Source organism: Pseudomonas sp. LBUM1646, assembly GCF_059716165.1.
Genome location: NZ_CP166810.1, coordinates 964,233 through 989,860 on the forward strand (window position 1 = coordinate 964,233; position 25,628 = coordinate 989,860).

Genomic DNA, 25,628 nt, shown 5'->3' on the forward strand with positions numbered 1-25,628 from the left:
ACTTTGACCGACGAGGTACAGCATGCGTCGCCCTATGGTAGCTGGTAACTGGAAGATGCACGGTACCCGCGCCAGCGTCGCTGAGCTGATCAAGGGCTTGCGTAATCTGGCCTTGCCGAGCGGTGTTGATGTAGCGGTATTCCCGTCTTTCCTGCATGTCAATCAAGTGATTGATGGTCTGGAAGGCAGGTCGATCAAGGTCGGCGCGCAGAACGCTGCGGTGGAATCCAAACAAGGTGCATTGACCGGTGAAGTTGCACCGAGTCAGTTGGCTGAAGAGGGTTGCTCACTGGTACTCGTGGGCCACTCCGAACGTCGTCAGATCATCGGCGAGAATGATGAAACACTCATTCGCAAGTTCGCAGCAGCACAGGCATGTGGCTTGATTCCGGTGTTGTGTATAGGGGAAACCCTTGAGCAGCGCGAAGCCGGTAAAACTCTTGAGGTTGTCGGGCATCAGCTGGGCAGCGTCATCGAGAAGCTGGGTGTAGAAGTTTTTGCAAAGGCAGTAATCGCTTACGAGCCGGTCTGGGCCATTGGCACCGGGCTGACTGCTTCGCCGCAACAGGCGCAGGATGTGCATGCAGCCATTCGCGCTCAGTTGGCGGCAAAGAATTCTGAGGTCGCACAAGGTGTGCGGCTTCTATACGGCGGCAGCGTGAAGGCGGCCAATGCGGTCGAACTGTTCGGCATGCCGGATATCGATGGGGGGCTCATTGGTGGAGCTTCCCTGAATGCAGATGAGTTCGGTGCGATCTGTCGCGCCGCGGGAAACTGAAAAAATGCTGGAAACAGTCGTAGTCGTTTTTCATCTGCTGGGTGCATTGGGCGTAGTTGCTCTGGTATTGCTGCAGCAGGGTAAAGGTGCGGATGCTGGCGCGTCTTTCGGAGCAGGTGCTTCAAATACTGTGTTCGGAAGCCAAGGTTCCTCTACCTTTCTTAGTAAGTTTACTGCTATACTTGCCGCAGGTTTTTTCATAACCAGCTTAGGGTTAGGTTACTTTGCTAAAGAGAAAGCTCATCAGCTGACTCAAGTAGGTTTGCCAAATCCAGCAGTGTTGGAAGTTCCAAAGCAACAACCGGCTTCTGATGATGTACCGGTGCTTCAAGAGCAAAAGTCGGCTACTCCAGCGACTGACGTGCCTCCAGCTCAAGAGCAAAAGTAAGAAGGGTTTCAAAACGTAGTATTGCCGAGGTGGTGGAATTGGTAGACACGCAACCTTGAGGTGGTTGTGCCCATAGGGTGTAGGGGTTCGAGTCCCCTTCTCGGTACCAATTATCAGGAGAGCCCGCTGTTGCGGGCTTTCTTGTAGGTGGAAGGTTACATTGACCCTGTCAGGGATCGGTCGTATACTTCCGCCCCAGCTTTGTCGCGGGGTGGAGCAGTCTGGTAGCTCGTCGGGCTCATAACCCGAAGGTCGTCGGTTCAAATCCGGCCCCCGCAACCAGTTTAAGGAGCCCCTTTTAAGGGGCTTTTTGTTAGCTGGACACTTTCAACGCCGCTGTTCGACGGCGTTTCAAGGATGGGCGTTTCGCCCATTTTTTTATTTTGCATAGCATGCACATACATGCACGAGGGGGTTCAGGTGTCGAGCAAGCTAGAAGAGTTGCAGGCCTTGCTGGCCCCGGTGGTCGTGGCCCTAGGCTATGAATGCTGGGGTATTGAGTTTTCGGCTCAAGGTCGCCACTCAATGTTGCGCGTTTATATCGATAAAGAAGGCGGCGTGCTGGTGGACGATTGTGCCATCGTCAGCCGTCAGATCAGCGGTGTGCTGGATGTTGAAGATCCGATCACCGTTGAGTACACCCTTGAAGTTTCCTCGCCTGGCATGGAACGCCCACTGTTCACTCTTGAGCAGTTTGCAAAATTTGCCGGTGAACAAGTGAAGATCAAGCTGCGCTCGCCTTTCGAAGGCCGACGCAACTTTCAGGGCCTTCTGCGCGGTGTAGAAGAGCAGGACGTCGTGGTGCAGGTAGAAGACCATGAGTTTCTGTTGCCGATCGATATGGTCGACAAGGCCAACATTATTCCCAGTTTTGACTGAGACGCGGATCCCGCGGATCCAATGGCTTGCGAAAGGCGAGGCGTACGATGAGCAAAGAAGTACTGCTGGTTGTTGAGTCGGTATCCAATGAAAAGGGCGTACCGGCAAACGTAATTTTTGAAGCGCTGGAGCTGGCTCTGGCCACTGCTACCAAGAAACGTTTCGAGGACGAAGTCGATCTGCGTGTGGAAATCAATCGCCACACCGGTGCTTACGAGACATTCCGTCGCTGGACGGTCGTCGAAGAAGCAGACCTGGACGATCCGGCCATCGAAACCTGGCCGAGCAAGGTTGCAGAAACGCATCCGGGTGCCCAGGTTGGTGATGTAGTCGAAGAAAAGATCGAATCCATCGAGTTCGGCCGTATCGCTGCACAGACTGCCAAGCAAGTCATCGTGCAGAAAGTTCGTGAAGCCGAGCGCGCACAGGTTGTTGACGCTTATCGCGAGCACCTGGGTGAAATCATCTCCGGCACCGTGAAGAAAGTGACTCGCGACAACGTGATCGTCGACCTGGGCAACAACGCTGAAGCGTTGCTGGCTCGTGAAGACATCATCTCTCGCGAAACCTTCCGGGTTGGCGTGCGCCTGCGTGCGCTGCTCAAGGAAATCCGCACCGAGAACCGCGGCCCGCAGCTGATCCTGTCGCGTACCGCGCCGGAAATGCTGATCGAGTTGTTCCGCATCGAAGTGCCGGAGATCGCTGAAGGCCTGATCGAAGTAATGGCTGCGTCCCGTGATCCGGGTTCGCGCGCCAAGATCGCGGTCCGTTCCAAGGACAAACGCATTGATCCGCAAGGCGCTTGCATCGGTATGCGCGGTTCGCGCGTCCAGGCAGTGTCGGGCGAGTTGGGCGGCGAGCGTGTGGACATCGTCCTGTGGGACGATAACCCGGCGCAGTTCGTGATCAATGCAATGTCGCCGGCTGAAGTGGCGGCAATTATCGTTGACGAAGATGCCCATGCAATGGACATCGCCGTTGGCGCAGACAATCTGGCTCAGGCCATCGGTCGCGGTGGTCAGAACGTGCGTCTGGCTAGCCAGTTGACTGGCTGGACCCTGAACGTGATGACCGAATCGGACATCCAGGCTAAGCAGCAAGCAGAAACCGGTGACATCCTGCGCAACTTCATCGACGAGCTGGAAGTCGACGAAGACCTGGCGCAAGTGCTGGTAGATGAAGGCTTCACCAGCCTGGAAGAGATTGCCTACGTACCGTTGGAAGAAATGCTCAACATCGACGGCTTTGACGAAGAAACCGTCAACGAGCTTCGCGCTCGCGCCAAGGATCGTTTGTTGACCAAAGCCATCGCTACTGAGGAAAAGCTGGCAGACGCCCATCCGGCCGAAGACCTGCTCTCACTTGAGGGTATGGACAAGGATTTGGCGATGGAACTGGCGGTGCGCGGCGTAATTACCCGCGAAGACCTGGCCGAGCAGTCTATTGACGACCTGCTCGACATCGACGGCATTGACGATGATCGTGCCGGCAAGTTGATCATGGCCGCCCGAGCCCACTGGTTCGAGTAATTAGGCGCGGCCTGAGGAGAGAAGTGCATGACGCAAGTCACGGTGAAACAACTGGCCGATGAGGTCAAAACACCGGTAGAGCGCCTGTTGCAGCAGATGCGTGAGGCAGGTCTGCCGCACACCGCCGCCGAAGAACATGTGACTGACAGTGAGAAGCAATCTTTGCTGACTCACTTGAAAAGCAGCCACAAGGCGAAAGTGGAAGAACCACGCAAGATCACGCTGCAGCGTAAAACCACCAGCACCCTGCGTGTTGCTGGCAGCAAAAGCATCAGCGTTGAAGTCCGTAAAAAGAAAGTTTTCGTACAGCGCAGCCCGGAAGAAATCGAAGCCGAGCGCAAACGCGAACTGGAAGAACGTCGTGCAGTAGAAAATGCTGCCCGTCAGAAGGCTGAAGAAGAAGCCAAGCGTCGCGCCGAAGACGAAGCGCGCCGCCAGCCTGCTACTGCGCAAAACGCTACTAACGATGCTGTCGCAGCGCCTGCTGCGGTTGCCGAGCCAGTTCGCGAAAGCGCACCGGTTGTGGCTGCTGCACCGGCTCCTTCTGCCGACCGCAAGCCGAACGATCAGCGTCGTCCGGACAAGCCACGTGCCGACGATAACAATCGTCGCAGCGGCGGTGGCGATGGTGAGCGCAAAAACGCTCCGCATCGTGCTTCGGTCAAAGAGAAAGCGCCTGCTCCACGTGTTGCGCCACGTACTACCGACGAAGAAAGCGATGGCTTCCGTCGTGGTGGTCGCGGCAAGGCCAAGCTGAAAAAACGCAACGCCCACGGTTTCCAGAGCCCAACCGGCCCTGTCGTGCGTGATGTGCAGATCGGCGAGACCATCACTGTTGGCGATCTCGCCAATCAGATGTCGGTCAAGGCTGCTGAAATCATCAAGTTCATGTTCAAACTGGGTACTCCAGCGACCATCAACCAGGTGCTTGATCAGGAAACTGCTCAACTGGTAGCCGAAGAACTGGGCCACAAAGTGACCCTGGTCAGCGACACCGCCCTGGAAGACTCCCTGGCCGAGTCCCTGAAGTTTGAAGGTGAGACGTTCTCCCGTGCGCCAGTCGTGACCGTAATGGGCCACGTTGACCACGGTAAGACGTCGCTGCTCGACTATATCCGTCGTGCCAAGGTAGCTGCTGGCGAAGCCGGCGGTATCACCCAGCACATCGGTGCGTACCACGTTGAAACTGATCGCGGCATGGTCACTTTCCTCGATACCCCGGGTCACGCCGCGTTTACCGCAATGCGTGCCCGTGGTGCCAAGGCGACTGACATCGTGATCCTGGTCGTTGCAGCGGACGACGGCGTAATGCCGCAGACCATTGAAGCGGTCCAGCACGCCAAGGCTGCCGGTGTTCCACTGGTTGTTGCAGTGAACAAAATCGACAAGCCGGGCGCTGATCTCGATCGCATCCGTAGCGAGCTGTCGGTTCACGGCGTGACTTCGGAAGAGTGGGGCGGCGACACCCCGTTCGTATCGGTTTCGGCGAAAGTCGGTACTGGCGTGGACGAGTTGCTCGAAGCTGTTCTGCTGCAAGCTGAAGTTCTGGAACTGAAAGCGACTCCTTCGGCTCCTGGCCGTGGTGTTGTGGTTGAATCGCGTCTCGACAAAGGTCGTGGCCCGGTTGCAACCGTTCTGGTTCAAGACGGTACCCTGCGCCAAGGCGACATGGTGCTGGTCGGTTCGAACTATGGCCGTGTACGTGCCATGCTCGACGAGAACGGCAAGCCAATCAAGGAAGCCGGTCCTTCCATCCCTGTCGAGATCCTCGGCCTGGACGGTACCCCGGACGCTGGCGATGAGATGAGCGTGCTGTCGGACGAGAAGAAAGCCCGTGAAGTGGCTCTGTTCCGTCAAGGCAAGTTCCGCGAAGTCAAACTGGCTCGCGCTCACGCCGGCAAGCTGGAAAACATCTTCGAAAACATGGGTCAGGCAGAGAAGAAGACGCTTAACATCGTCCTCAAATCCGACGTCCGTGGTTCGCTGGAAGCGTTGAACGGTGCCTTGAACGGCCTGGGTAACGACGAAGTGCAAGTGCGTGTTGTGGGCGGCGGCGTCGGTGGTATCACCGAGTCCGACGCTAACCTGGCACTGGCCTCCAACGCTGTACTGTTTGGCTTCAACGTGCGTGCCGATGCTGGCGCTCGCAAGATCGTCGAGCAGGAAGGTCTGGATATGCGTTACTACAACGTGATCTACGACATCATCGAAGACGTCAAGAAAGCCCTCACCGGTATGCTGGGCAGCGATGTTCGCGAGAACATCCTGGGTACCGCTGAAGTACGTGACGTGTTCCGTTCGCCGAAGTTTGGCGCGATTGCCGGTTGCATGGTTATCGAAGGTGTTGTTCACCGTAACCGTCCAATCCGTGTACTGCGTGAAGACATCGTTATCTTCGAAGGCGAGCTGGAATCCCTGCGCCGCTTCAAGGATGACGCTTCCGAAGTACGTGCCGGCATGGAATGCGGTATTGGCGTCAAGAGCTACAACGACGTCAAAGCTGGCGACAAGATCGAAGTCTACGAGAAGGTTCAGGTTGCTCGCAGCCTCTAACTCGCGCACTTCAAGGGCCACGGCGAGCCGCCGCATGCAAGTGCGCGGCACGGCGTCAGGACTCTAAACGCAACGCCCGGTCTGGCTTTTGTCAGGCCGGGCGTTTGCCGCTTTCAGACCCCACGGGTTTCACCGTGTGGCAGTAACAGGTAACAAGACATGGCAAAAGAATACAGCCGTACCCAACGTATCGGCGATCAGATGCAGCGTGAGCTGGCACAGCTGATCCGTCGTGAAGTCAAAGACCCGCGCGTCGGCCTGGTCACCATTACCGCTGTTGAAGTCAGCCGTGATGTCGGTCACGCCAAGATCTTCATCACCGTGATGGGGCAGGACAACGCCGAAGACATCGCGCAAAGCATCAAGGTGCTCAACTCCGCCGCCGGTTTCCTGCGCATGCAGTTGGCTCGCGAAATGAAGTTGCGCAGCGTTCCGCAGTTGCACTTCCACTACGACGAAAGCGTCGTGCGTGGCGCGCACCTGTCGGCCCTGATCGAGCGTGCGGTGGCTGAAGACAATCAGCACCCGGTTGCGGCTAAAGCCGAAGACACCAAGGAGTAATCGGTGGCTCAGGTCAAACGTATCCGTCGTAACGTCAGCGGCATCATCCTGCTCGACAAGCCGCTGGGGTTCACCTCCAACGCGGCGTTGCAGAAGGTCCGCTGGTTGCTGAACGCCGAGAAAGCCGGGCACACCGGCAGTCTCGATCCGCTGGCCACCGGCGTGCTGCCGTTGTGCTTCGGTGAGGCCACCAAGTTCTCGCAATACCTGCTCGACTCCGACAAGGCTTATGAAACCCTGGCGCAACTGGGCAAGACCACCACCACGGCAGATGCCGAGGGTGAAGTTTTGCAGGAGCGCCCGGTGACCGTTGGTCGCACCGATGTCGAAGCTGTTTTACCCGGTTTTCGCGGGCAAATCAGTCAGATACCGCCGATGTACTCGGCGCTCAAGCGTGATGGCCAGCCGCTGTACAAGCTGGCCCGTGCAGGCGAAGTAGTGGAGCGCGAACCGCGTTCTGTTACTATTGCGCGCTTGGAATTGCTGGCCTTTGAGGGTGATACTGCGCGCCTTGCAGTGGATTGCAGCAAAGGCACCTATATCCGCACCCTGGTGGAGGATATCGGTGAGCAACTCGGTTGTGGCGCTTACGTTGCAGAACTGCGACGTACCCAGGCCGGGCCTTTCACGCTGGCGCAGACGGTCACGCTTGAAGAGTTGGAAGCAGTACATGCCGAAGGCGGCAACGAAGCGGTCGACCGCTTCCTGATGCCATCGGACAGCGGCTTGCTGGATTGGCCGCTGTTGCAGTTCTCGGAGCACAGCTCGTTCTACTGGCTTAACGGCCAACCGGTACGAGCCCCGGATGCACCGAAGTTCGGCATGGTACGGGTACAGGATCACAACGGTCGCTTCATCGGTATCGGTGAAGTGAGCGAAGACGGGCGCATCGCGCCGCGTCGACTGATTCGGTCAGAATGACCGGAACCAGTTTGGTGTAAAAGCGTAGCGAGCGAAGGGAAGACAAGAAAAAAACAGGCGAGGAAGCGGAGTTGACTGCTGTCAATGAGCATTCCGAGCCGGTTTTTGACGCAGGATTACCGAGCGCAGCAGCTTTTGCACAAACTGGGACGAGGGTGGCTGTTAGCAGGCATGGTCACTACTCATTTTTAGATACAGGGATTTGTCCCTGGCCTGTTGAAGCTGTTTCTCTGAAACAGTTTCCTGATAAAAGGATTGCCTCATGGCTCTCGACGTTCAAGAAAAAGCTCAAATCGTAGCTGACTACCAGCAAGCTGTTGGTGACACTGGTTCGCCAGAAGTGCAAGTTGCACTGCTGACCCACAACATCAACAAGCTGCAAGGTCACTTCAAGGCCAACGGTAAAGATCACCACTCCCGTCGTGGTCTGATCCGCATGGTAAACCAGCGCCGTAAGCTGCTGGACTACCTGAAAGGCAAGGATCTGGGCCGTTACCAGGCTCTGATCGGTCGCCTGGGTCTGCGTCGCTAATAAGCGATTGCGCTAGAGGTTGGTTGTCTGTCGTGCGTCAGTGGGTTTCCCGCTGGCGCATGGCAGGCTCCCAGCCTCAAGTTTTATCTGGAAACACGTTTTACCCTGGACAGGCGTTGGGCCGATTCCCGACATTGCCCAAGAATTTCGCAAGAAGACAAGTTCCCCAAGAGCCACAAAGAAGGTAGGACACCGTGAACCCGGTAATCAAAAAATTCCAGTTCGGTCAGTCGACCGTTACCCTCGAGACTGGCCGTATCGCCCGTCAGGCCTCCGGCGCAGTATTGGTCACCGTTGACGACGACGTCAGCGTGTTGGTGACTGTCGTTGGTGCCAAGCAAGCCGATCCAGGCAAGGGCTTCTTCCCTCTGTCCGTTCACTACCAGGAAAAGACTTACGCTGCCGGTAAGATCCCTGGCGGTTTCTTCAAGCGTGAAGGCCGTCCTTCCGAGAAAGAAACCCTGACTTCCCGACTGATCGACCGTCCGATCCGTCCGCTGTTCCCAGAAGGCTTCATGAACGAAGTGCAGGTTGTCTGCACCGTCGTTTCCACCAGCAAGAAGACCGATCCGGACATCGCTGCGATGATCGGTACCTCGGCTGCCCTGGCCATCTCCGGCATTCCTTTCGATGGCCCTATCGGCTGTGCACGCGTTGCGTTCCACGAAAGCACCGGCTACCTGCTGAACCCGACTTACGAACAGCAGAAAGCTTCGAGCCTGGACATGGTCGTTGCCGGTACGTCGGAAGCCGTGTTGATGGTTGAATCGGAAGCCAAAGAGCTGACCGAAGACCAGATGCTGGGCGCGGTACTGTTTGCTCACGACGAGTTCCAGGTTGTGATCAACGCCGTTAAAGAACTGGCTGCCGAAGCGGCCAAGCCAACCTGGGCCTGGGCTCCACAGCCAGAAGCCACCGCTCTGCTGGGCGCTATCCGTGCCGAGTTCGGCGACGCGATCTCCCAGGCTTACACCATCACCATCAAGGCCGACCGTTACGCTCGCCTGGGTGAGCTGAAGGACCAGGTTGTTGCCAAGCTGTCCGGTGAAGAAGGCCAGCCTTCTTCCAGCGAAGTTAAAGCAGCATTCGGCGAAATCGAATACCGCACCGTTCGCGAAAACATCGTAAACGGCAAGCCACGTATCGACGGCCGCGACACCAAGACCGTACGTCCTTTGAACATCGAAGTCGGTGTTCTGCCCAAGACCCACGGTTCGGCACTGTTCACCCGTGGCGAAACTCAGGCTCTGGTAGTCGCGACTCTGGGCACTGCCCGTGACGCACAACTGCTGGACACCCTGGAAGGCGAGAAAAAAGACCCGTTCATGCTGCACTACAACTTCCCTCCGTTCTCGGTAGGTGAGTGTGGTCGCATGGGTGGCGCTGGTCGTCGCGAAATCGGTCACGGCCGTCTGGCCCGTCGTTCGATTGCAGCCATGCTGCCTGCCGCCGACGTGTTCCCGTACACCATTCGTGTTGTGTCGGAAATCACCGAGTCCAACGGTTCGAGCTCCATGGCTTCGGTCTGCGGTGCTTCCCTGGCCCTGATGGATGCCGGCGTTCCGATGAAGGCACCGGTTGCCGGTATCGCCATGGGTCTGGTTAAAGAAGGCGAGAAGTTCGCCATCCTGACCGACATCCTGGGTGACGAAGACCACCTCGGCGACATGGACTTCAAAGTAGCGGGTACCGCCAAAGGTGTTACCGCGCTGCAGATGGACATCAAGATCAAAGGCATCACCGAAGAAATCATGGAAATCGCTCTGGGCCAAGCCCTGGAAGCGCGCCTGAACATCCTCGGTCAGATGAACCAGATCATTGCTCAGTCCCGCACCGAACTGTCGGAAAATGCTCCGACGATGATCGCGATGAAAATCGACACCGACAAAATCCGTGATGTTATCGGTAAAGGCGGCGCGACCATTCGTGCGATCTGTGAAGAAACCAAGGCTTCGATCGACATCGAAGACGACGGCTCGATCAAGATCTTCGGCGAGACCAAAGAAGCGGCTGAAGCTGCACGTCAGCGCGTTCTGGGCATCACCGCAGAAGCTGAAATCGGCAAGATCTACGTCGGTAAGGTTGAGCGCATCGTCGACTTCGGCGCATTCGTCAACATCCTGCCTGGCAAGGACGGTCTGGTTCACATCTCCATGTTGAGCGACGCTCGCGTTGAGAAAGTGACCGACATCCTGAAAGAAGGCCAGGAAGTGGAAGTACTGGTACTGGACGTGGACAACCGCGGCCGTATCAAGCTGTCCATCAAAGACGTAGCAGCAGCCAAGGCGTCGGGCGTTTAATCACCCCCGCTTGATTGCTTCAACGTTATAAAAAAGGCCCCGCAGTGAAAACTGCGGGGCCTTTTTTTGTCTGCCGTAAACCAAGACGGGCTTGCGGTTGCGACTCGCGAAAGCTGTGCTAGGTTTAGCTCACCGCCCGTGTAGCTCAGCCGGTAGAGCAGCGCACTCGTAACGCGAAGGTCGCAGGTTCGATTCCTGTCTCGGGCAAAAAATTACGGCTATTTCACCTTCCGGCTCAGGTCTTCGACCGTGCGCTTGAGCTGATCCAGTTGATTGTCCTGGTCACTGACTTCCCGCTTCAGGTTGGACAGGTCGCTGGAGCTTGAGCTGGAACTTGATCCGGCGCTGCGCTTGAGATCTTCCACCTGGCTGGCCAGTTTCTTCAGGTCTTTGTCCTGTTCCTCGACGGTGCGCTTGAGGTTGGATATCTCATTGCTGCTCGAGCCGGTGCTGGTGCCGGTGTTGCGTCTGAGTTCCTCGATGAGGCGCGCTTGTTCACTGACGGTTGTCTTCAGCTTGTCGATGTCAGCCGTATTGGTTTTAACGGTGCCCTGTAACTTTTCCAGTTCATTGACATCCAGATTGGTTCTGACCAGTACGGTTTTGCCATACGAATTGTGAGTGGCAGTGAGGGTATCGTTATACGAAGGGCTGTCGGAGCTAAGCTCGATAGCCTGAGCTGTACCGGCCAGTGCCAGGTTGCCGAGCAGCAGGGCGGCCATGCCGGTTGCAAACAGGGTAGACGAAAGCTTTGGGAAATTGCGCATCACCTGAGTTCCTTGTGAAGTGCCTATATGGCACATCGCTATGACTTCGGTTTTTGAAACATGTTCCTGAGAGGGCGCAAAAATGGTGTGGCCGGGGAGGGCATCCGGTTTTTTGTAGATTTGATGTAAACATTCGTATAAATCGTCAGCCAAAGGTCCTATATTCGGAGCTTGCATGAGCACCACCGAAGCTGTTTTCAGATGATCCCGAATGGTTCTGAAGGCCAGACAAACCGGGCTTTACGCGGTTTTTTGCGTCAGAGAGATCCTTGATGATCCAGATCCATCTTCCATTCCCCAGATCAGCGAGAACGACATGACCGTTAAAGAATTGACCCAAGAAGCCAGACACGAAGAAGCGCTGAAGAAGTACTTGCTGGAATCGCCCCAGCTAGCCGCAGAGATCAAGGATTTGCCCGCTGATGATCAGAAAGACCAGATCCAGTGGGCGTTCGAGGATGAAGCGGAATCCCAGGGCTTGCAGCCGTGGGAGCTGACGCTCAAGTACACCTCGACCCCGGAAGAGTTTGAGGCGGCGCGCCTGGTTCTGCACAAGGAGGCGGCCGAAGTGTTGGGCGTCGAATGGGAAGAGTACTGCGAGATGAATAATCTGGTGGTTTAAAGGCAGCTTCAAGTTTCAAGCGGCAAGCTACAAGTCAAAGCAGAATTGCTTGAAACTTGTAGCCTGCCGCTTGTAGCTGCTCAGAGGCTCAGACGCATCGACAGGTCCACTGCCTTCACATCCTTGGTCATCGCACCAATCGAAATGTAATCCACCCCGGTTTCTGCAATCGGCAGCAACGTGCTTTCGTTGATCCCGCCACTGGCCTCCAGTTTGGCCTTGCCGCCGTTCAGGCGCACCGCTTCGCGCATATCATCCAGGCTCAACTCGTCGAGCATGATGATGTCTGCACCGGCCGCCAGGGCCTCTTTGAGCTCATCCAGGCTTTCTACTTCGATTTCCACCGGCTTGCCCGGGGCAATCTTATGTGCGGCCTTGATCGCTTCAGGGATGCCGCCACAGGCCGCGATATGGTTTTCCTTGATCAGGAAGGCGTCGTACAGACCGATGCGGTGGTTGTGGCAGCCGCCGCAGGTCACGGCGTACTTTTGCGCCAGACGCAGCCCCGGCAGGGTTTTGCGGGTGTCGAGCAGCTTCACCTGAGTCTCGGCGACGAAATCCGCCAGGAACTGCGCACGAGTCGCCACGCCGGAAAGCAGTTGCAGGAAATTCAACGCACAGCGCTCACCCGTCAGCAGCGAGCGCGCCGGGCCTTCGAGGTGAAACAGCGCCTGATTGGGTTGCACCCGTTCGCCATCGCGTACTTGCCAGTGCACCGCGACCCGTGGGTCCAGTTGCCGAAAGACGGCATCGACCCAAGCGGTGCCGGCAATGACGGCCGCGTCGCGGGTGATGATGGTGGCTTTGGCCAGGCGTTCGGCCGGGATCAGCTGCGCGGTGATGTCGCCGCTGCCGATGTCTTCGAGCAACGCACGGCGCACGTTGGCTTCGATTTCGGCGGTCAAATCGGCGAGACGTAGATTCGGCATAACGGGCTCCACAAACAAAGTGGCCCGATTATAGGGCCATGGCGCGAACCAACCCAAGGCATGCCGAGTGCCCGGATCGCTCTGAAACCTGCATTTGGTCGATTCGCGTGAGCATTTAGCGCTAAGCGGGGGTCTGCCCTGTACGTCTATTTCAATGTGAGGCGCAGAGTCTGCTGGCACAAGGGGCGTGTTTTGCTGATAATCCGCCTTGCATTTGACGTCATAGCTTTGACGTTCCTTTGGGTCCCCGATTATTGAATGACAGCGGTTGGGCAGGGTTCCCCGTTGAGCGCCGGCTGTGAGGCTTGCGCAGCCGATCTTTCTTACCGAACCGAAGAATCACCGTTTCAGGAGGCTTGGATGCACAACGACGGGAATGTAGTGCCTTTGCACAAGGCGGCTACCGACCAGGCGACTCACTCGCCGCTCGCCCGCCTGCCTGTGATTCTGCTTCAGGTTCGCGACAAGGCTGCGCAACAGCTCAGGCATGGTTTGCAGGAACTGTTCGATAACGCCGACGACACCCTGTTCGAAATGGCTGACCGGGCTCGCAATGACGTCGAGCAGAACATCTTTTTCGAAGCCATGCGCGATTTGCGCCTCAAGCGTAAAAGCATTGAACGCGGGTTTCTCGAGCAATTCTTCGAGGCTTTCGCCACCCTCACTCAGTACGACAACAGCCAGTCAGCCTTGCCCCAGGCATTGGCGTTCGATACCAGCGCATTGCTTCTCAATGACGACCTGGAACGCAATGTCGCGGTGGAGGCCATGGTCAGCAAAGTGCTGAGCCGCGAGGGGTTCGCCCTCGATCAATTGACCACCCGGCTCAGCGTTCTGTTGGGCAAAGAACTGCTCGAACAGCACAACCCGATCGGCCCGGCGATGCTTTGCGGGTATTTCCTGCAGTCCGGGCGAAATCTGGGCGTGGAGATCAAGGTCAAGCTGATCATCCTCAAACTGTTCGAGCGCTACGTGCTCAGCGGCGCCGATCAGCTTTACGCCGAAGCCAACCAACTACTGATCGCCACCGGCGTGTTGCCCGAGCTCAAACCGGCCCCGGCAAGACGTGTGACTGACCGTGCGGCGGCCAGTGCCCATGCCGAACCTGCCGAAGCGGTTATCCGGTCCGGCAGTACGCAGATTGATGACAGCGTGCAGGAAGTCTTCGCCGCGTTACAGGAACTGCTGTTCCACGTGCGCGGCAGTGTCGCGCCGACGCTCGAGGCCAGTGCCCCGGCCCAGCCGATTTCCACCCGTGACTTACTGCGTCTGCTCTCGCATTTGCAGCAATACGTCCCGGCCCTGGCGGCTCAGGACGACTTCGACCTGCGCAACCAGCTCGAACAACTGCTGACCCGGGTCAGCGTCAAAAGCGGCAAGTCACGGGTGGTCGGGGTCGCTGACGAAGACGTGATCAACCTGATCGCCATGCTCTTCGAGTGCATTCTCGATGACCGCAATCTGCCGGACTCCCTCAAGGCGCTGATCGGGCGCTTACAGATCCCGATGCTGAAAGTCGCGGTGCTCGATAAGAGTTTCTTCAGCCGCAGTAGTCATCCAGCGCGGCGTCTGCTCAATGAAATCGCCGCCGCGGCCATGGGCTGGGGCGAGTGCGACGATCATGAACGCGACACGCTGTACTTGCGCATCGAGCAAGTGGTGCAACGGCTGTTGAACGACTTCGTCGATGATCCGGCGATTTTCTCTGAGTTGCTGGCGGATTTCCTGGCGTTTACCAGTGACGAGCGCCGTCGCAGCGAGCTGCTGGAGCAGCGTACGCGCGACGCCGAAGAAGGTCGGGCCAAGACCGAACTGGCGCGCCAGCGGGTCGAACAAGCGCTCAATGAGGCGCTGTTAGGCAAGCTGCTGCCGCAAGGGGTGGTGGCTTTCGTCCAGGAGGCCTGGAGCAAGGTGCTGTTGCTGACCTGCCTCAAGCACGGCGATCAGTCCGCCGAATGGCACGCCGATGTGCAAACCATGGCGCAATTGATCTGGAGCGTGCAGCGTCACGATGAAGCCGATGCGAGCCTGCGCCTGTTGTCTCTGGTTCCGGCGTTGCTCAAGTCATTGCGCGACGGCCTGAGCAGCTCGGCGTTCGATCCGTTCGCCACCAGCGAATTCTTCAGTGAACTGGAAACCTTGCACGTTCAACTGTTCGAGCGGCCGGCCCAGGAGCTGGCGCCTTCGAGCGATGCGCCGGTGATGGTCGAAGTGGTTGAGGAAATCGTTCTGCGCACAGCCGATGAAGGCCCAGTAGAAACGGCCTCGGTACGTTTGCCAGAGGACGATGTCGGCCTGCTCCAGGTCGATCAACTGCGCGTGGGTGGCTGGGTGGAGTTTCAGGAAGACGAAGAAAACACCCTGCGCTGCAAGTTGGCGGCGATCATTGAAGCCACCGGCAAGTACATTTTCGTCAACCGCACTGGCATGAAAGTGCTGGAGCGCAGCCGCACCGGGCTGGCGCTGGAGTTTCGCCGTGGTGCGGTGCGTACCCTGGACGATACGTTGCTGTTCGATCGGGCGTTGGAATCGGTGATCGGCAACCTGCGGCGGCTCAATCACGCCAAATGATCGCGCGCAGAGGGTCTATCGCGGCATACTGGGGCCAACACGGTCGTCGTTGAAGGAACCTGTATGCAGTTGGACCCCGCGAGCGGTTGGTGCCAGGGCGTAGATATCTGCCCCTCACCCAACTTCAATGCGCGCCCCTCGGATGAAATCTCCCTGCTGGTGATCCACAACATCAGTCTGCCGCCGGCGCAGTTCGCCACCGGCAAGGTGCAGGAATTTTTTCAGAATCGCCTGGATGTCACGGAGCACCCCTACTTTGAAGGGATCGCTGACCTGCGGGTGTCTGCGCATTTTCTGATCGAACGTGACGGCACTGTCACTCAGTTTGTCTCTTGTCTTGAGCGCGCCTGGCATGCCGGCGTCTCGAGTTTTGACGGGCGAGAAGTCTGCAATGATTTTTCCGTGGGCATCGAGCTCGAAGGTACGGATGATCTGCCGTTCACCGACGCGCAGTATCAGGCCTTGACGGCTCTGACCCGACAGCTGCAAAGCACTTTCACCGGCATTACCGCGCAACGCATCTGCGGGCATAGCGACATCGCGCCCGGGCGCAAGACTGATCCGGGACCGGCGTTCGACTGGGCACGCTATCGCGCCGCTTTGGCTAAAGAGGAACAACAATGAGTTTTCTGGTGTTGCTGTTGGCGGTCTGGATCGAGAAGTTCTCGGCCCTGCGCCATCGGGTTCAACGTGATGGCGGTTGGGTGCGGGAGTTGCACAAACTTGAAGCCAGCTCGCGCCTGAAGGACCGTCCGTGGCTGGTGTTGGTGCTGTTGGTGTTGTTGCCGGTGGCGCTGCTCGGTTTGTTGTTAGTGGTGCTGGAGCCCGTGGCCTATGGCTTGCTGGCGCTGCCGGTGCACCTGTTGGTGGTGATTTACAGTTTGGGCCGCGGCGATCTGCTGGGCGAGCTCGGGCCGTTTCGCGACGCCTGGCGCCGGGAAGACTTGCAAGCCGCCGCGCATGTGGCCAAGCGCGACCTCGACATCTGCGCCGACAATGGCGAGCAACTGCTGGAACGGGTTCAGGCGCATCTGCTGTGGCAGGCCTACCAGAGCTTTTTCGCGGTGATTTTTTGGTACTTCCTGCTGGGGCCGGTGGCGGCGCTGAGTTATCGCTTGCTGGCGCTGGCCGAAGAGCACGGGCAGAACCCGGCAGTGGTCGAGCGCGCCGCACAACTGCGCCACGCCTTCGATTGGGTGCCGGTACGTCTGCTGGCGGCGAGTTTTGCCTTGGTCGGCAACTTTGTCGCGGTCGGTCGCGTGATGCTGCATGAATTGCTGAACTGGAACATCACTGCCGCGCAGTTGATCGAGAAAGTCGGGCTGGTGGCTGGGGAGATTCCGGCCCCGGTGGTCGGGCCGGATGGTATCAACAGCCTGGATCGTATCTGGGAACTGCTGTTGCGGGCGGCGGTGCTCTGGTATGCCGGGTTTGCGTTGTGGACGGTCCTGCCCTGACTACGACCCTGTAGCAGCTGGCGAAGCCTGCGTTCGGCTGCGAAGCAGTCGCCAATCCAGGCACCGCGGTGTTTCAGCCCCATCGCGAACTCAGGATTTACGGCTGCTTCGCAGCCGAACGCAGGCTTCGCCAGCTGCTACAGGGACGAATGCGGAGCTACAGGGCTGTGTGTCTTGCCGTTAACCTTAAGTTACAAAACCTCCCTCCGATTTGAGCTATACAGAGATAGCGCCCAATAGTGGCTATCTGCTGTATCTGTGCGCCTGCCAATAAAAATAAGAAATCCAAGGGAGACTTCACAGTGAAGAGCTTGCTCTATCCCGCTGTCGCGCTGATGAACCGCCTGAGCTTCGGCATGAAGTTCAGCCTGATCAGCGTGCTGTTCCTGGTGCCGATGCTGGTGACCAACTTCTATCTGGTGCGCGATTCCTATCGGGAATTCCAGGGCACCCGCGTCGAGTTGCAAAGCCTCGACCTGCTGGGCAGCAGCCTGACCCTGCGCCGGGATCTGGAAACCCTGAACAACCTGGTGCAGATCAACGTCACCCTCGGTCAGTCCGGCAAGGCCGGCGACGTCGAGACGAAGATCAGCGCACTGGAGCAAAGCGTGCTGGCCCGTCTGCAAGGCTTGGCGGCAATGAGCACCGACCCGGAACAGGTCACGGTCTTCGATGGCAAGCGCGATGAAATGATCGCCGCGTTCAAGGCTCAGCAAGCGGAAAACTCCCTGCAAAGCAAAAGTGCGCTGATCGGCAAGTTGCTCGGTAGCGCGCAGATTTTCAGCCAGATCATCACCAGTCAGGCCGGCCTGAGTCGCGACAATCAGAGCGACATGCGTCAGCTCAGCGAACTGATCACCAACGTCACCCCACCGGTTACCCAGATTCTTGGCGAAGGCCGTGCCATGGGTTCGCTTTCCCTGGGGCAGGGTTTCCTCAACTCGGCCTCGAGCACCCGTTTCGATGAGTTGCTGGTGCAGATTGAAAAGATTCAGGCCGAGTACGGGCTGAAGTTGCACGACGCGTTGGGCTCAAGCCGAGCCGCCAACGAAACCCTGGCCGCCCAGGCCGAGAGCAGCAAGGCATCGCTGAAGAAGGCCAGCGAACTGTTCGAAGAACAGGTGGTGATGGTCGACACGCTCGATGCGCCGTGGCAGGCGTTTTACGATCAGGTCACCGGCCTGATGGACCAGACCTACCAGCTTAATGAAGCCACTCTGAAGTTTCTCGGCACTCAGTTGCAGCAGCGCCTGGAGCAGAACCGCACCCACATGGTCATGCAGGCCGTGGCGCTGTCGGTGGTGTTTGTGCTGATCTTTTACCTCTACGGCGGTTTCTACGCCTCGACCCGCACCACCCTCAAGCGCCTGGGCGCGATGATGGACAAAGTGGCGGCGGGCGACATGACCGTGACCTTCAGCGCCAACAGCCGCGATGAACTGGGCGAGTTGGGCGAGGTGTTCAACGGTACTGTGAAGAAAATCCACGACTTGATCGAGCGGGTCGGCCAGACCGTTGGCGAAGTCGAGCGCCAGGCCGGCCAGGTGGAAAGCGTTTCCGCCCAGAGCAATCAGGCGGTGGCCGGGCAGCGCAGTCAGATCGAACAGGTCGCCACCGCCATGAACCAGATGTCAGCCACCTCCCTGGAAGTGGCACGCAGCGCTGCGGCGGCCGTCAGCAGCGCCCACAGCGTCAATGACGAAACCCTTAACGGTCGCGGGCTGGTGGAGTCCCAGCAGGGCAGCATTGCGGCACTGGCCACTGAGATCGATCAATCGGTGCTGGTGATCAATCAACTGGCCAGCGACAGCCAGTCCATCAGCCGTGTGCTGGACGTGATCAAAAGTATTGCCGAACAGACCAACCTGTTGGCCCTCAACGCGGCCATTGAAGCGGCGCGGGCGGGCGAGCAGGGCCGTGGTTTTGCGGTGGTAGCGGACGAGGTTCGCACCTTGGCCAAGCGCACCCAGCAATCGACCGAAGAAATCGAACAGATGATCGCCAAGTTACACGGCGGTGTCGGCGCGGCAGTGAAAGCCATGGGCGTCAGCCATCAAATGGCCAATGGCACGGTGGGGCAGTCGGAAAAGGTCCAGCAAGCCCTGGAAAATATCCTCGGCGCCGTCGGCATGATCGTCGATCAGAACCAGCAGATCGCCGCCGCAGTGGAGCAGCAAACCGCCGTGGCCCACGACATTGACCAGAACATCGTCGAAATCAACCGTGCCGGCGAACGCACGGCCGAGGGCGCGCATCAAACCGAGCATGCGAGCCGGGCGCTATCGGCGCAGGTGATGGAGCTGAAACAGTTGATCAGTGCGTTCCGGGTCTGACACCGCAGATCCCAGTAGGAGCGAAGCTTGCTCTCGAAGAGGCCCTGTCATCCAACCACGGTGTTGAATGTCAGACCGCTATCGCGAGCAAGCTTTGCTCCTGCAGGATCGATGTGGTGCGCACAATCCGTAGTACTTATTCCCGTTGCCGGTACGGTGTTTCCTGATTTCCTGCGGGCTCTGGTTTTTGGTCTTCAATGAAGGAAGATCCATCTCTCTAACCTGCCCTGAGGAAGCCCGGTTATGTCTGCCACTACGCTTGGAATCCTGGGCCGCTGCGCCCATTGCCAACGCACCCTGTTGCTTGAACCCTGGCAACTCAACGCGATCGCGATAAACGAGGCGTTTACCTGTTCCAGCTGTGAGAAAACCCTGCAGCTGCGCGATCCGAAGCAGATCAAGCGCTTCAAGTCGCTCGATTCCCTGACCTGGTTGCGGGCGAGCACGCTGATCATGGTCTGCACCGCGTTGTTGGTCGCGTTGGTGATGGAGTGGGTCGGGTTGCTCAGCGTCGTGGAGCAGCTCAATTTCTCGCTGTTGGCGATTCTCGTCTACTTCGCCGTCGTCCGGTTTGCCCGGTATCGGCAACACATCACGCTGACGTTGGAGGCCGCCAAGGCCCACGTCGACTGACTACCAGTTGAACAGCTCGCAGGCATTGGCCGTGCTCACATCGGCCAATTGCTCCGGACTGATCGCCATGATTTGCGCCAGTGCCGCACAGATCGCCGGCAAGTGCGCCGGGCTGTTGCGTTGGCCGGGGAACATGGCGGGCGCCATGTCCGGTGAGTCGGTTTCCAGTACCACCGAATCCAGTGGCAGCTCGGCGAGAACGCGGTGCATACGCAGCGCCTGAGGCCAGGTCGCAGCACCGCCCAAGCCAAGTTTGAAGCCGAGTTTGATGTATTCGCGCGCTTCTTCCTTGCTGCCGGCGAAGGCGTGGATGATCCCCGCGCGTTTCAAGCGAAACCGTTTGAGCGTGGCAATCACCGCCGCATGGCTGCGGCGCACGTGGATCAGCGCCGGCAAATTGAAGTCCACCGCCAGTTGCAGCTGCGCGTCGAACAACGCCTGCTGGCGCTCGCGATCAAGCGTTTCGATGAAGTAATCCAGACCAATTTCGCCCACCGCACACAGCTGCCGATGGCCGGCCAGCCGCGTTAGCCAATCGCCAAGAGCCGTCAGGTCCTCGGGGCGATGGTCGTCCAGATACACCGGGTGTAAGCCGAACGCCGCATGCAGATCGGGATCGCTCAATACGAGATCCCAAACCCGCTGCCAATTCCCCTGATAAACCCCCAGCACCACCATCCGCCGCACCCCGAGGGCACGGCTTTCGGCCAGCAACGCCGAGCGATCGGCGTCGAAGTCCGGGAAGTCCAGATGCGTGTGGCTGTCGATCAGCTCCACGGTTCAGTCCTGCAGAATGCGCTGTTTGAAGGTCCGCGCGATGGCCTGCACGCCGGGTTGATAATCCGACTGTTCGATGGCTGCCAGGGCCAGTTCCAGGGCTTTGTCAGCGATCAACTGATGCTGCTGGGCCATGGCGTTGACCGGCAACGGCAGGAAATCCAGCAACTGCGTGTCACCGAATGTGCCGAGGCGCAGAGGACGGGTTTTCAACGGGAAGTCATGCAAAGCATCGAACACGCCTTGCAGCAGCACGTAAGACGTGGTCACCAGCGCATCCGGCAAATGACCCAGACGCTGTAGTAATTCTTCCATCAGCTGCTTGCCGCACTCGCGACTGAACGACTCGCCGTGTTCGATCAGGATTTCTCCTTTGAACCCGGCCAACGCCTCTTTGAAACCGGCGGCACGTTCCTGACTGATGCTCAGCTCAGGACGGGCGCCGATCAGGGCGATCTGCTTGGGCAACGGGTCGAGCAGGCTACGGGTCAGTTGCAGACTGGCTTCGCGGTCATCACTGATCACCGAGCAGAAATGCTCGGGTTCCATGACCCGGTCGATAGCGATGATCGGCATGCCTTTGGCCTGCAACTGGCGATAACTGTCATCATCGGTTGGCAGGCAACTGGCGACGATCAAAGCGTCGCAGCGCCGGGCCCGGAACAGTTTCAGCAGTTGCCGTTCACTGTCCGGGGCATCATCGGAGCTGGCGATCAACAATTGATAGCCGCGCGCCCGAGCGCCTTGCTCCAGGAGCTTGGCGATCCGTGCGTAACTGGGGTTTTCCAGATCCGGCAGGATGAACCCCAAAGTGCGGGTGTGCCGACTGCGCAGCCCGGCGGCCTGAGGGTTGGGTGTAAAGCCATGTTGCTCGACCACGGCACGCACACGCTCGACGGTCGCGGCGCTGATGCGTTGCTGTGCGGCTTTGCCATTAATGACATAACTGGCGGTGGTAACGGACACACCGGCCAACTGTGCGATATCACTGAGTTTCAACTCGGGATTTCCTTGTTTTTTCGAGCTTGCCCCGACATTTTCGCCAATCCTACCCGATTCGAGCAGACGACTATTGTCGCAACGCATCCGACAAGTTGGACTTCAAGGATGAGACATTATCGAGTAACGTGCCAAACATTCTAGATTAAACGTTTCAGCAAGCGTATTTTCTGCGTTATAGGTTCCTTTGGCCGGTTCTGCCGCGAAACCGCCAAAAGTCATCATCAAGGGCCTAAGCTGAATCATTCAAAACAATACCTGGCGTCCCAAGGCGCCAAAAAGGAGAAAGCATGCTCGAGCTCACCATAGAGCAGATATCCATGGGCCAGTCGGCTGTGGATAAGTCAGCCGCGTTGCAATTGCTGGCCCAGCATCTGGTCGCCGACGGATTGGTAGCAGAAGGTTATCTCGCCGGTTTGCAGGCGCGCGAAGCGCAGGGCTCGACCTTTCTCGGTCAAGGTATTGCAATCCCCCACGGTACCCCGGAAACCCGCGATCAGGTGTTTTCCACCGGCGTGCGCCTGATGCAATTCCCCGAAGGCGTGGACTGGGGCGACGGCCATATCGTCTACCTGGCGATCGGTATCGCCGCCAAATCCGATGAACACTTGCGTTTGCTGCAACTGCTGACCCGCGCCCTCGGCGAGACGGACTTGGGCCAGGCCCTGCGTCGCGCCAGTTCCGCCGAAGCGCTGCTGAAACTGCTGCAAGGCGCGCCGCAAGAATTGGCGCTGGACGCGCAAATGATCGGCCTCGGTGTGTCCGCCGATGACTTCGAAGAACTGGTCTGGCGCGGTGCGCGTCTGCTGCGCCAAGCCGATTGCGTGAGCAACGGCTTTTCCGCGGTGCTGCAACAAGTCGAAGCGCTGCCCCTGGGTGATGGCCTGTGGTGGCTGCACAGCGAGCAAACCGTGAAGCGTCCGGGGCTGGCTTTCGTCACGCCGGATAAACCGATGCGTTACCTCGGTCAGCCATTGAGCGGTCTGTTCTGCCTGGCCAGTCTCGGTGAAGCGCATCAGGCATTGCTCGAACGCCTCTGTGCCTTGCTGATCGAAGGTCGTGGCCACGAATTGGGTCGCGCCACCAGCAGCCGCAAAGTCCTCGAAGTGTTGGGCGGTGAAGTGCCCGCCGACTGGCCGAGCGCGCGTATTGCCCTGGCCAACGCCCACGGTTTGCATGCGCGCCCGGCGAAGATTCTCGCGCAATTGGCGAAAAGTTTTGAAGGCGAGATTCGCGTGCGTATCGTCGATGGCCAGGACAGCGCGGTGTCGGTGAAGAGCTTGAGCAAACTGCTGAGCCTCGGCGCCCGTCGCGGTCAGGTGTTGGAATTCATCGCCGAACCGAGCGTCGCCGCCGATGCGTTGCCGGCCTTGCTGGCGGCCATCGAAGAAGGCCTCGGTGAAGAAATCGAGCCGTTGCCGGCGGTCAGTCAGCAACGCGAAGTGTTCGCCGACGTTGCCGAGGTACTGCTCGCACCGAAGTCCGGCAGCCTGGTTCAGGCCATCGCCGCTGCCCCTGGCATCGCCATTGGCCCGGCGCATATTCAAGTGCTGCAAGCCATCGATTACCCGCTGCGCGGTGAGTCCGCCGCCATCGAGCGCGAGCGTCTCCAGCAAGCGCTGACCGATGTCCGTCGCGACATCGAGGGCTTGATCGAACGCAGCAAATCCAAGGCGATTCGCGAGATCTTCATCACGCACCAGGAAATGCTCGACGACCCGGAATTGACCGATGAAGTCGACACCCGCCTCAAGCAAGGCGAAAGCGCCGAAGCGGCGTGGATGGCCGTGATCGAAGCCGCCGCCAAACAACAGGAATCGTTGCAGGACGCCTTGCTCGCCGAGCGCGCCGCTGACTTGCGTGATATCGGTCGTCGGGTGCTCGCGCAGTTGTGTGGCGTCGAAACCCCGAGCGAACCGGAGCAACCGTACATTCTGGTGATGGACGAGGTCGGTCCGTCCGACGTGGCCCGTCTCGATCCGGCGCGTGTCGCCGGCATTCTCACCGCCCGTGGCGGCGCCACGGCCCACAGCGCCATCGTCGCCCGTGCCTTGGGCATTCCAGCCTTGGTCGGCGCTGGCGCGGCGGTGTTGCTGCTGGCGCCGGGCACGCCGTTGCTGATCGACGGTCAACGCGGTCGCCTGCATGTGGACGCCGATGCTGCAACCTTGCAGCGTGCCACCGAAGAACGCGACACCCGCGAACTACGCCTGAAAGCCGCCGCCGAGCAACGCCATCAACCGGCGCTGACCACCGACGGCCATGCGGTCGAAGTGTTCGCCAACATCGGCGAAAGCGCGGGCGTCACCAGCGCAGTGGAGCAGGGCGCTGAAGGCATTGGCCTGCTGCGCACCGAACTGATTTTCATGGCGCACTCGCAAGCGCCGGACGAAGCCACCCAGGAAATCGAATACCGTCGCGTCCTTGATGGCCTGGCCGGTCGCCCGTTGGTGGTTCGCACCCTCGATGTCGGTGGTGATAAACCGCTGCCGTATTGGCCGATCGCCAAGGAAGAAAACCCGTTCCTTGGCGTGCGCGGCATTCGCCTGACCCTGCAACGTCCGCACATCATGGAAGCGCAGTTGCGCGCGTTGCTGCGTGCCGCCGACAACCGTCCATTGCGGATCATGTTCCCGATGGTCGGCAGCGTTGATGAATGGCGCCAGGCCCGGGACATGACCGAACGCCTGCGTCTTGAAATCCCCGTGGCGGATCTGCAACTGGGGATCATGATCGAAGTGCCGTCGGCGGCCTTGTTGGCGCCAGTACTGGCCAAGGAAGTCGATTTCTTCAGCGTCGGCACCAACGACCTGACCCAATACACCCTGGCCATCGACCGTGGCCACCCGACGTTGTCGGCCCAGGCGGACGGCTTGCACCCGGCGGTGCTGCAACTGATCGACATCACCGTGCGTGCGGCCCATGCCCACGGTAAGTGGGTTGGCGTGTGCGGCGAACTGGCGGCCGATCCGCTGGCGGTGCCGGTGCTGGTCGGCCTCGGTGTGGACGAACTCAGCGTGTCGGGCCGCAGCATCGCCGAGGTCAAGGCGCGCATCCGCGAACTTAGCCTGGCCCAAACGCAAATTCTCGCCCAACAGGCCCTGGCCGTGGGCAGCGCCAATGAAGTGCGCGCATTAGTGGAGGCCCTGTAATGGCCAAGATTCTAACCCTGACCCTCAACCCGGCGTTGGACCTCACCGTCCAGTTGCCGGTGCTTGCGCCCGGTCAGGTCAACCGCAGCGACGAAATGCACACCCACGCCGCCGGAAAAGGCGTGAACGTGGCGCAGGTGCTGGCCGATCTCGGGCATCAACTGACCGTCAGCGGTTTCCTCGGCGAAGACAACCTTCAAGCCTTCGAAACCCTGTTCGCCAAGCGCGGTTTTGTCGACGCGTTCATTCGTGTGCCCGGCGAGACTCGCAGCAACATCAAACTGGCGGAAAGCAACGGGCGTATCACCGACATCAATGGTCCAGGCCCGCAGGTCGATGAAGCGGCGCAACAGGCGTTGCTGGATCGACTGGATCAGATCGCGCCGGGGCATGACGCGGTCGTGGTCGCCGGTAGTTTGCCGCGAGGCGTCAGCCCGCAGTGGTTGCAGGCCTTGATCGCTCGTCTGAAAAACCTCGGCTTGAACGTGGCGCTGGACACCAGCGGCGAAGCCTTGCGTGCAGGGCTGGCGGCCGGTCCGTGGCTGATCAAGCCCAACACCGAAGAACTCGCCGATGCCCTCGATTGCGAAGTGGTGTCGGTGACGGCCCAGGCTGAAGCGGCGAGCCGTTTGCACGCTCAAGGCATCGAGCACGTGGTGATTTCCCACGGCGCCGATGGTGTGAATTGGTTCAGCGTCGGCGCGGCGATGCATGCCACGCCGCCGCGGGTCAGCGTGGTCAGCACGGTGGGCGCCGGTGATTCGCTGCTGGCGGGAATGCTCCACGGTTTGCTCAGCGCCGACACGCCTGAACAGACCCTGCGCACCGCCACGGCAATTGCCGCGATGGCGGTCACACAAATCGGTTTCGGCATCAGCGATGTTGCGCAATTGACGCAACTCGAACAGGGCGTGCGCGTGCGCCTCCTGACAGAACAATAAGAGGGG

The 25,628-nt window shown here is 59.0% G+C and carries 21 protein-coding genes and 3 tRNA genes; 20 read left to right on the plus strand and 4 right to left on the minus strand.

From position 1 onward, the window contains the following. The first annotated feature begins 22 nt into the window (after positions 1-22). From tpiA to ACA071_RS04195, 12 genes are all read left to right on the plus strand, one after another. Complete coding sequence (tpiA, locus tag ACA071_RS04140) at positions 23-778, plus strand: triose-phosphate isomerase (protein WP_497643259.1); 756 nt, start codon at positions 23-25, stop codon at positions 776-778. A gap of 4 nt (positions 779-782) precedes the next feature. After that, on the plus strand, positions 783-1,166 hold the full coding sequence (gene secG / locus ACA071_RS04145; protein WP_017336473.1) for a preprotein translocase subunit SecG: 384 nt from the start codon (positions 783-785) through the stop codon (positions 1,164-1,166). Positions 1,167-1,189: 23 nt separating this feature from the next. Beyond that, positions 1,190-1,275 (plus strand) — tRNA-Leu (locus ACA071_RS04150). A gap of 96 nt (positions 1,276-1,371) precedes the next feature. Further along, positions 1,372-1,448: transfer RNA gene (locus ACA071_RS04155), tRNA-Met, on the plus strand. Positions 1,449-1,586: 138 nt separating this feature from the next. After that, a complete protein-coding gene (rimP, locus tag ACA071_RS04160) occupies positions 1,587-2,045 on the plus strand; it encodes a ribosome maturation factor RimP (RefSeq protein ID WP_166656037.1) in 459 nt (152 codons plus the stop codon). 47 nt (positions 2,046-2,092) lie between these two features. Next, on the plus strand, positions 2,093-3,574 hold the full coding sequence (gene nusA, locus ACA071_RS04165; RefSeq protein ID WP_497643260.1) for a transcription termination factor NusA: 1,482 nt from the start codon (positions 2,093-2,095) through the stop codon (positions 3,572-3,574). 27 nt (positions 3,575-3,601) lie between these two features. After that, positions 3,602-6,127, plus strand: coding sequence for a translation initiation factor IF-2 (infB, locus tag ACA071_RS04170; RefSeq protein WP_497643261.1), 2,526 nt, complete (start codon positions 3,602-3,604; stop codon positions 6,125-6,127). 159 nt (positions 6,128-6,286) lie between these two features. Next, on the plus strand, positions 6,287-6,688 hold the full coding sequence (gene rbfA, locus ACA071_RS04175) for a 30S ribosome-binding factor RbfA (protein WP_497643262.1): 402 nt from the start codon (positions 6,287-6,289) through the stop codon (positions 6,686-6,688). Positions 6,689-6,691: 3 nt separating this feature from the next. Continuing rightward, a complete protein-coding gene (gene truB / locus ACA071_RS04180) occupies positions 6,692-7,609 on the plus strand; it encodes a tRNA pseudouridine(55) synthase TruB (RefSeq protein WP_497643263.1) in 918 nt (305 codons plus the stop codon). 262 nt (positions 7,610-7,871) lie between these two features. Next, positions 7,872-8,141 (plus strand): 30S ribosomal protein S15, encoded by a 270-nt coding sequence (gene rpsO, locus ACA071_RS04185; protein WP_003176135.1) that lies wholly within the window; start codon positions 7,872-7,874, stop codon positions 8,139-8,141. A gap of 194 nt (positions 8,142-8,335) precedes the next feature. Next, the gene (gene pnp, locus ACA071_RS04190; RefSeq protein WP_201194350.1) at positions 8,336-10,441 is read left to right on the plus strand and encodes a polyribonucleotide nucleotidyltransferase; all 2,106 of its coding nucleotides are present in this window, start codon (positions 8,336-8,338) and stop codon (positions 10,439-10,441) included. A 134-nt stretch (positions 10,442-10,575) separates the two neighbouring features. Then, a tRNA-Thr gene (locus ACA071_RS04195) sits at positions 10,576-10,648 on the plus strand. Positions 10,649-10,659: 11 nt separating this feature from the next. On the opposite strand, the gene ACA071_RS04200 is transcribed toward ACA071_RS04195, so the two are convergent. Then, positions 10,660-11,208 carry a hypothetical protein gene (locus ACA071_RS04200; protein WP_497645267.1) on the minus strand — a complete coding sequence of 183 codons (549 nt, stop codon included), beginning with the start codon at positions 11,206-11,208 and terminating at the stop codon, positions 10,660-10,662. A 316-nt stretch (positions 11,209-11,524) separates the two neighbouring features. Between ACA071_RS04200 and ACA071_RS04205 the strand changes: the two genes are divergently transcribed. Then, the gene (locus tag ACA071_RS04205; RefSeq protein ID WP_265043123.1) at positions 11,525-11,830 is read left to right on the plus strand and encodes a DUF6388 family protein; all 306 of its coding nucleotides are present in this window, start codon (positions 11,525-11,527) and stop codon (positions 11,828-11,830) included. An 80-nt stretch (positions 11,831-11,910) separates the two neighbouring features. Here ACA071_RS04205 and nadC read toward each other — a convergent pair whose 3' ends face one another. Further along, positions 11,911-12,759, minus strand: coding sequence for a carboxylating nicotinate-nucleotide diphosphorylase (nadC, locus tag ACA071_RS04210; RefSeq protein ID WP_497643264.1), 849 nt, complete (start codon positions 12,757-12,759; stop codon positions 11,911-11,913). 360 nt (positions 12,760-13,119) lie between these two features. Between nadC and ACA071_RS04215 the strand changes: the two genes are divergently transcribed. The 5 genes from ACA071_RS04215 to ACA071_RS04235 all read left to right on the plus strand — a co-directional run bounded on the left by ACA071_RS04215 (position 13,120) and on the right by ACA071_RS04235 (position 19,753). Next, positions 13,120-15,330 carry a DUF1631 domain-containing protein gene (locus ACA071_RS04215; RefSeq protein WP_497643265.1) on the plus strand — a complete coding sequence of 737 codons (2,211 nt, stop codon included), beginning with the start codon at positions 13,120-13,122 and terminating at the stop codon, positions 15,328-15,330. A gap of 63 nt (positions 15,331-15,393) precedes the next feature. Further along, positions 15,394-15,954: a 1,6-anhydro-N-acetylmuramyl-L-alanine amidase AmpD gene (ampD, locus tag ACA071_RS04220; protein ID WP_497643266.1), complete on the plus strand. Its 561-nt coding sequence runs from the start codon at positions 15,394-15,396 to the stop codon at positions 15,952-15,954. Beyond that, positions 15,951-16,787 (plus strand): regulatory signaling modulator protein AmpE, encoded by an 837-nt coding sequence (ampE, locus tag ACA071_RS04225; RefSeq protein WP_497643267.1) that lies wholly within the window; start codon positions 15,951-15,953, stop codon positions 16,785-16,787. Before ampD ends, ampE begins: the two co-directional genes overlap by 4 nt. Before the next feature lie 302 nt (positions 16,788-17,089). Then, positions 17,090-19,120, plus strand: coding sequence for a methyl-accepting chemotaxis protein (locus tag ACA071_RS04230; protein ID WP_497643268.1), 2,031 nt, complete (start codon positions 17,090-17,092; stop codon positions 19,118-19,120). 243 nt (positions 19,121-19,363) lie between these two features. Continuing rightward, the gene (locus tag ACA071_RS04235) at positions 19,364-19,753 is read left to right on the plus strand and encodes a hypothetical protein (protein ID WP_497643269.1); all 390 of its coding nucleotides are present in this window, start codon (positions 19,364-19,366) and stop codon (positions 19,751-19,753) included. On the opposite strand, the gene ACA071_RS04240 is transcribed toward ACA071_RS04235, so the two are convergent. Both ACA071_RS04240 and cra read right to left on the minus strand, forming a co-directional pair. Further along, positions 19,754-20,530, minus strand: a complete 777-nt coding sequence (locus ACA071_RS04240; protein ID WP_497643270.1) for a TatD family hydrolase — start codon at positions 20,528-20,530, stop codon at positions 19,754-19,756. Between the two features lie 3 nt (positions 20,531-20,533). After that, the gene (cra, locus tag ACA071_RS04245) at positions 20,534-21,529 is read right to left on the minus strand and encodes a catabolite repressor/activator (RefSeq protein WP_497643271.1); all 996 of its coding nucleotides are present in this window, start codon (positions 21,527-21,529) and stop codon (positions 20,534-20,536) included. A 290-nt stretch (positions 21,530-21,819) separates the two neighbouring features. Here cra and ptsP point away from each other — a divergent pair, with 290 nt between their 5' ends. Then, complete coding sequence (gene ptsP / locus ACA071_RS04250; RefSeq protein WP_497643272.1) at positions 21,820-24,681, plus strand: phosphoenolpyruvate--protein phosphotransferase; 2,862 nt, start codon at positions 21,820-21,822, stop codon at positions 24,679-24,681. After that, the gene (gene pfkB / locus ACA071_RS04255; protein ID WP_497643273.1) at positions 24,681-25,622 is read left to right on the plus strand and encodes a 1-phosphofructokinase; all 942 of its coding nucleotides are present in this window, start codon (positions 24,681-24,683) and stop codon (positions 25,620-25,622) included. The genes ptsP and pfkB overlap by 1 nt, the downstream gene beginning before the upstream one ends. Positions 25,623-25,628 lie beyond the last annotated feature (6 nt).

Coding starts and splice junctions, on each gene's coding strand:
- ptsP (WP_497643272.1), top strand. CDS start 21,820: ATGCTCGAGCTCACCATAGAGCAGATATCCATGGGCCAGTCGGCTGTG.
- pfkB (WP_497643273.1), top strand. CDS start 24,681: ATGGCCAAGATTCTAACCCTGACCCTCAACCCGGCGTTGGACCTCACC.
- ACA071_RS04205 (WP_265043123.1), top strand. CDS start 11,525: ATGACCGTTAAAGAATTGACCCAAGAAGCCAGACACGAAGAAGCGCTG.
- ACA071_RS04235 (WP_497643269.1), top strand. CDS start 19,364: ATGTCTGCCACTACGCTTGGAATCCTGGGCCGCTGCGCCCATTGCCAA.
- infB (WP_497643261.1), top strand. CDS start 3,602: ATGACGCAAGTCACGGTGAAACAACTGGCCGATGAGGTCAAAACACCG.
- tpiA (WP_497643259.1), top strand. CDS start 23: ATGCGTCGCCCTATGGTAGCTGGTAACTGGAAGATGCACGGTACCCGC.
- ACA071_RS04200 (WP_497645267.1), bottom strand. CDS start 11,208: ATGCGCAATTTCCCAAAGCTTTCGTCTACCCTGTTTGCAACCGGCATG.
- nadC (WP_497643264.1), bottom strand. CDS start 12,759: ATGCCGAATCTACGTCTCGCCGATTTGACCGCCGAAATCGAAGCCAAC.
- rpsO (WP_003176135.1), top strand. CDS start 7,872: ATGGCTCTCGACGTTCAAGAAAAAGCTCAAATCGTAGCTGACTACCAG.
- ampE (WP_497643267.1), top strand. CDS start 15,951: ATGAGTTTTCTGGTGTTGCTGTTGGCGGTCTGGATCGAGAAGTTCTCG.
- ACA071_RS04215 (WP_497643265.1), top strand. CDS start 13,120: ATGCACAACGACGGGAATGTAGTGCCTTTGCACAAGGCGGCTACCGAC.
- ampD (WP_497643266.1), top strand. CDS start 15,394: ATGCAGTTGGACCCCGCGAGCGGTTGGTGCCAGGGCGTAGATATCTGC.
- rbfA (WP_497643262.1), top strand. CDS start 6,287: ATGGCAAAAGAATACAGCCGTACCCAACGTATCGGCGATCAGATGCAG.
- secG (WP_017336473.1), top strand. CDS start 783: ATGCTGGAAACAGTCGTAGTCGTTTTTCATCTGCTGGGTGCATTGGGC.
- nusA (WP_497643260.1), top strand. CDS start 2,093: ATGAGCAAAGAAGTACTGCTGGTTGTTGAGTCGGTATCCAATGAAAAG.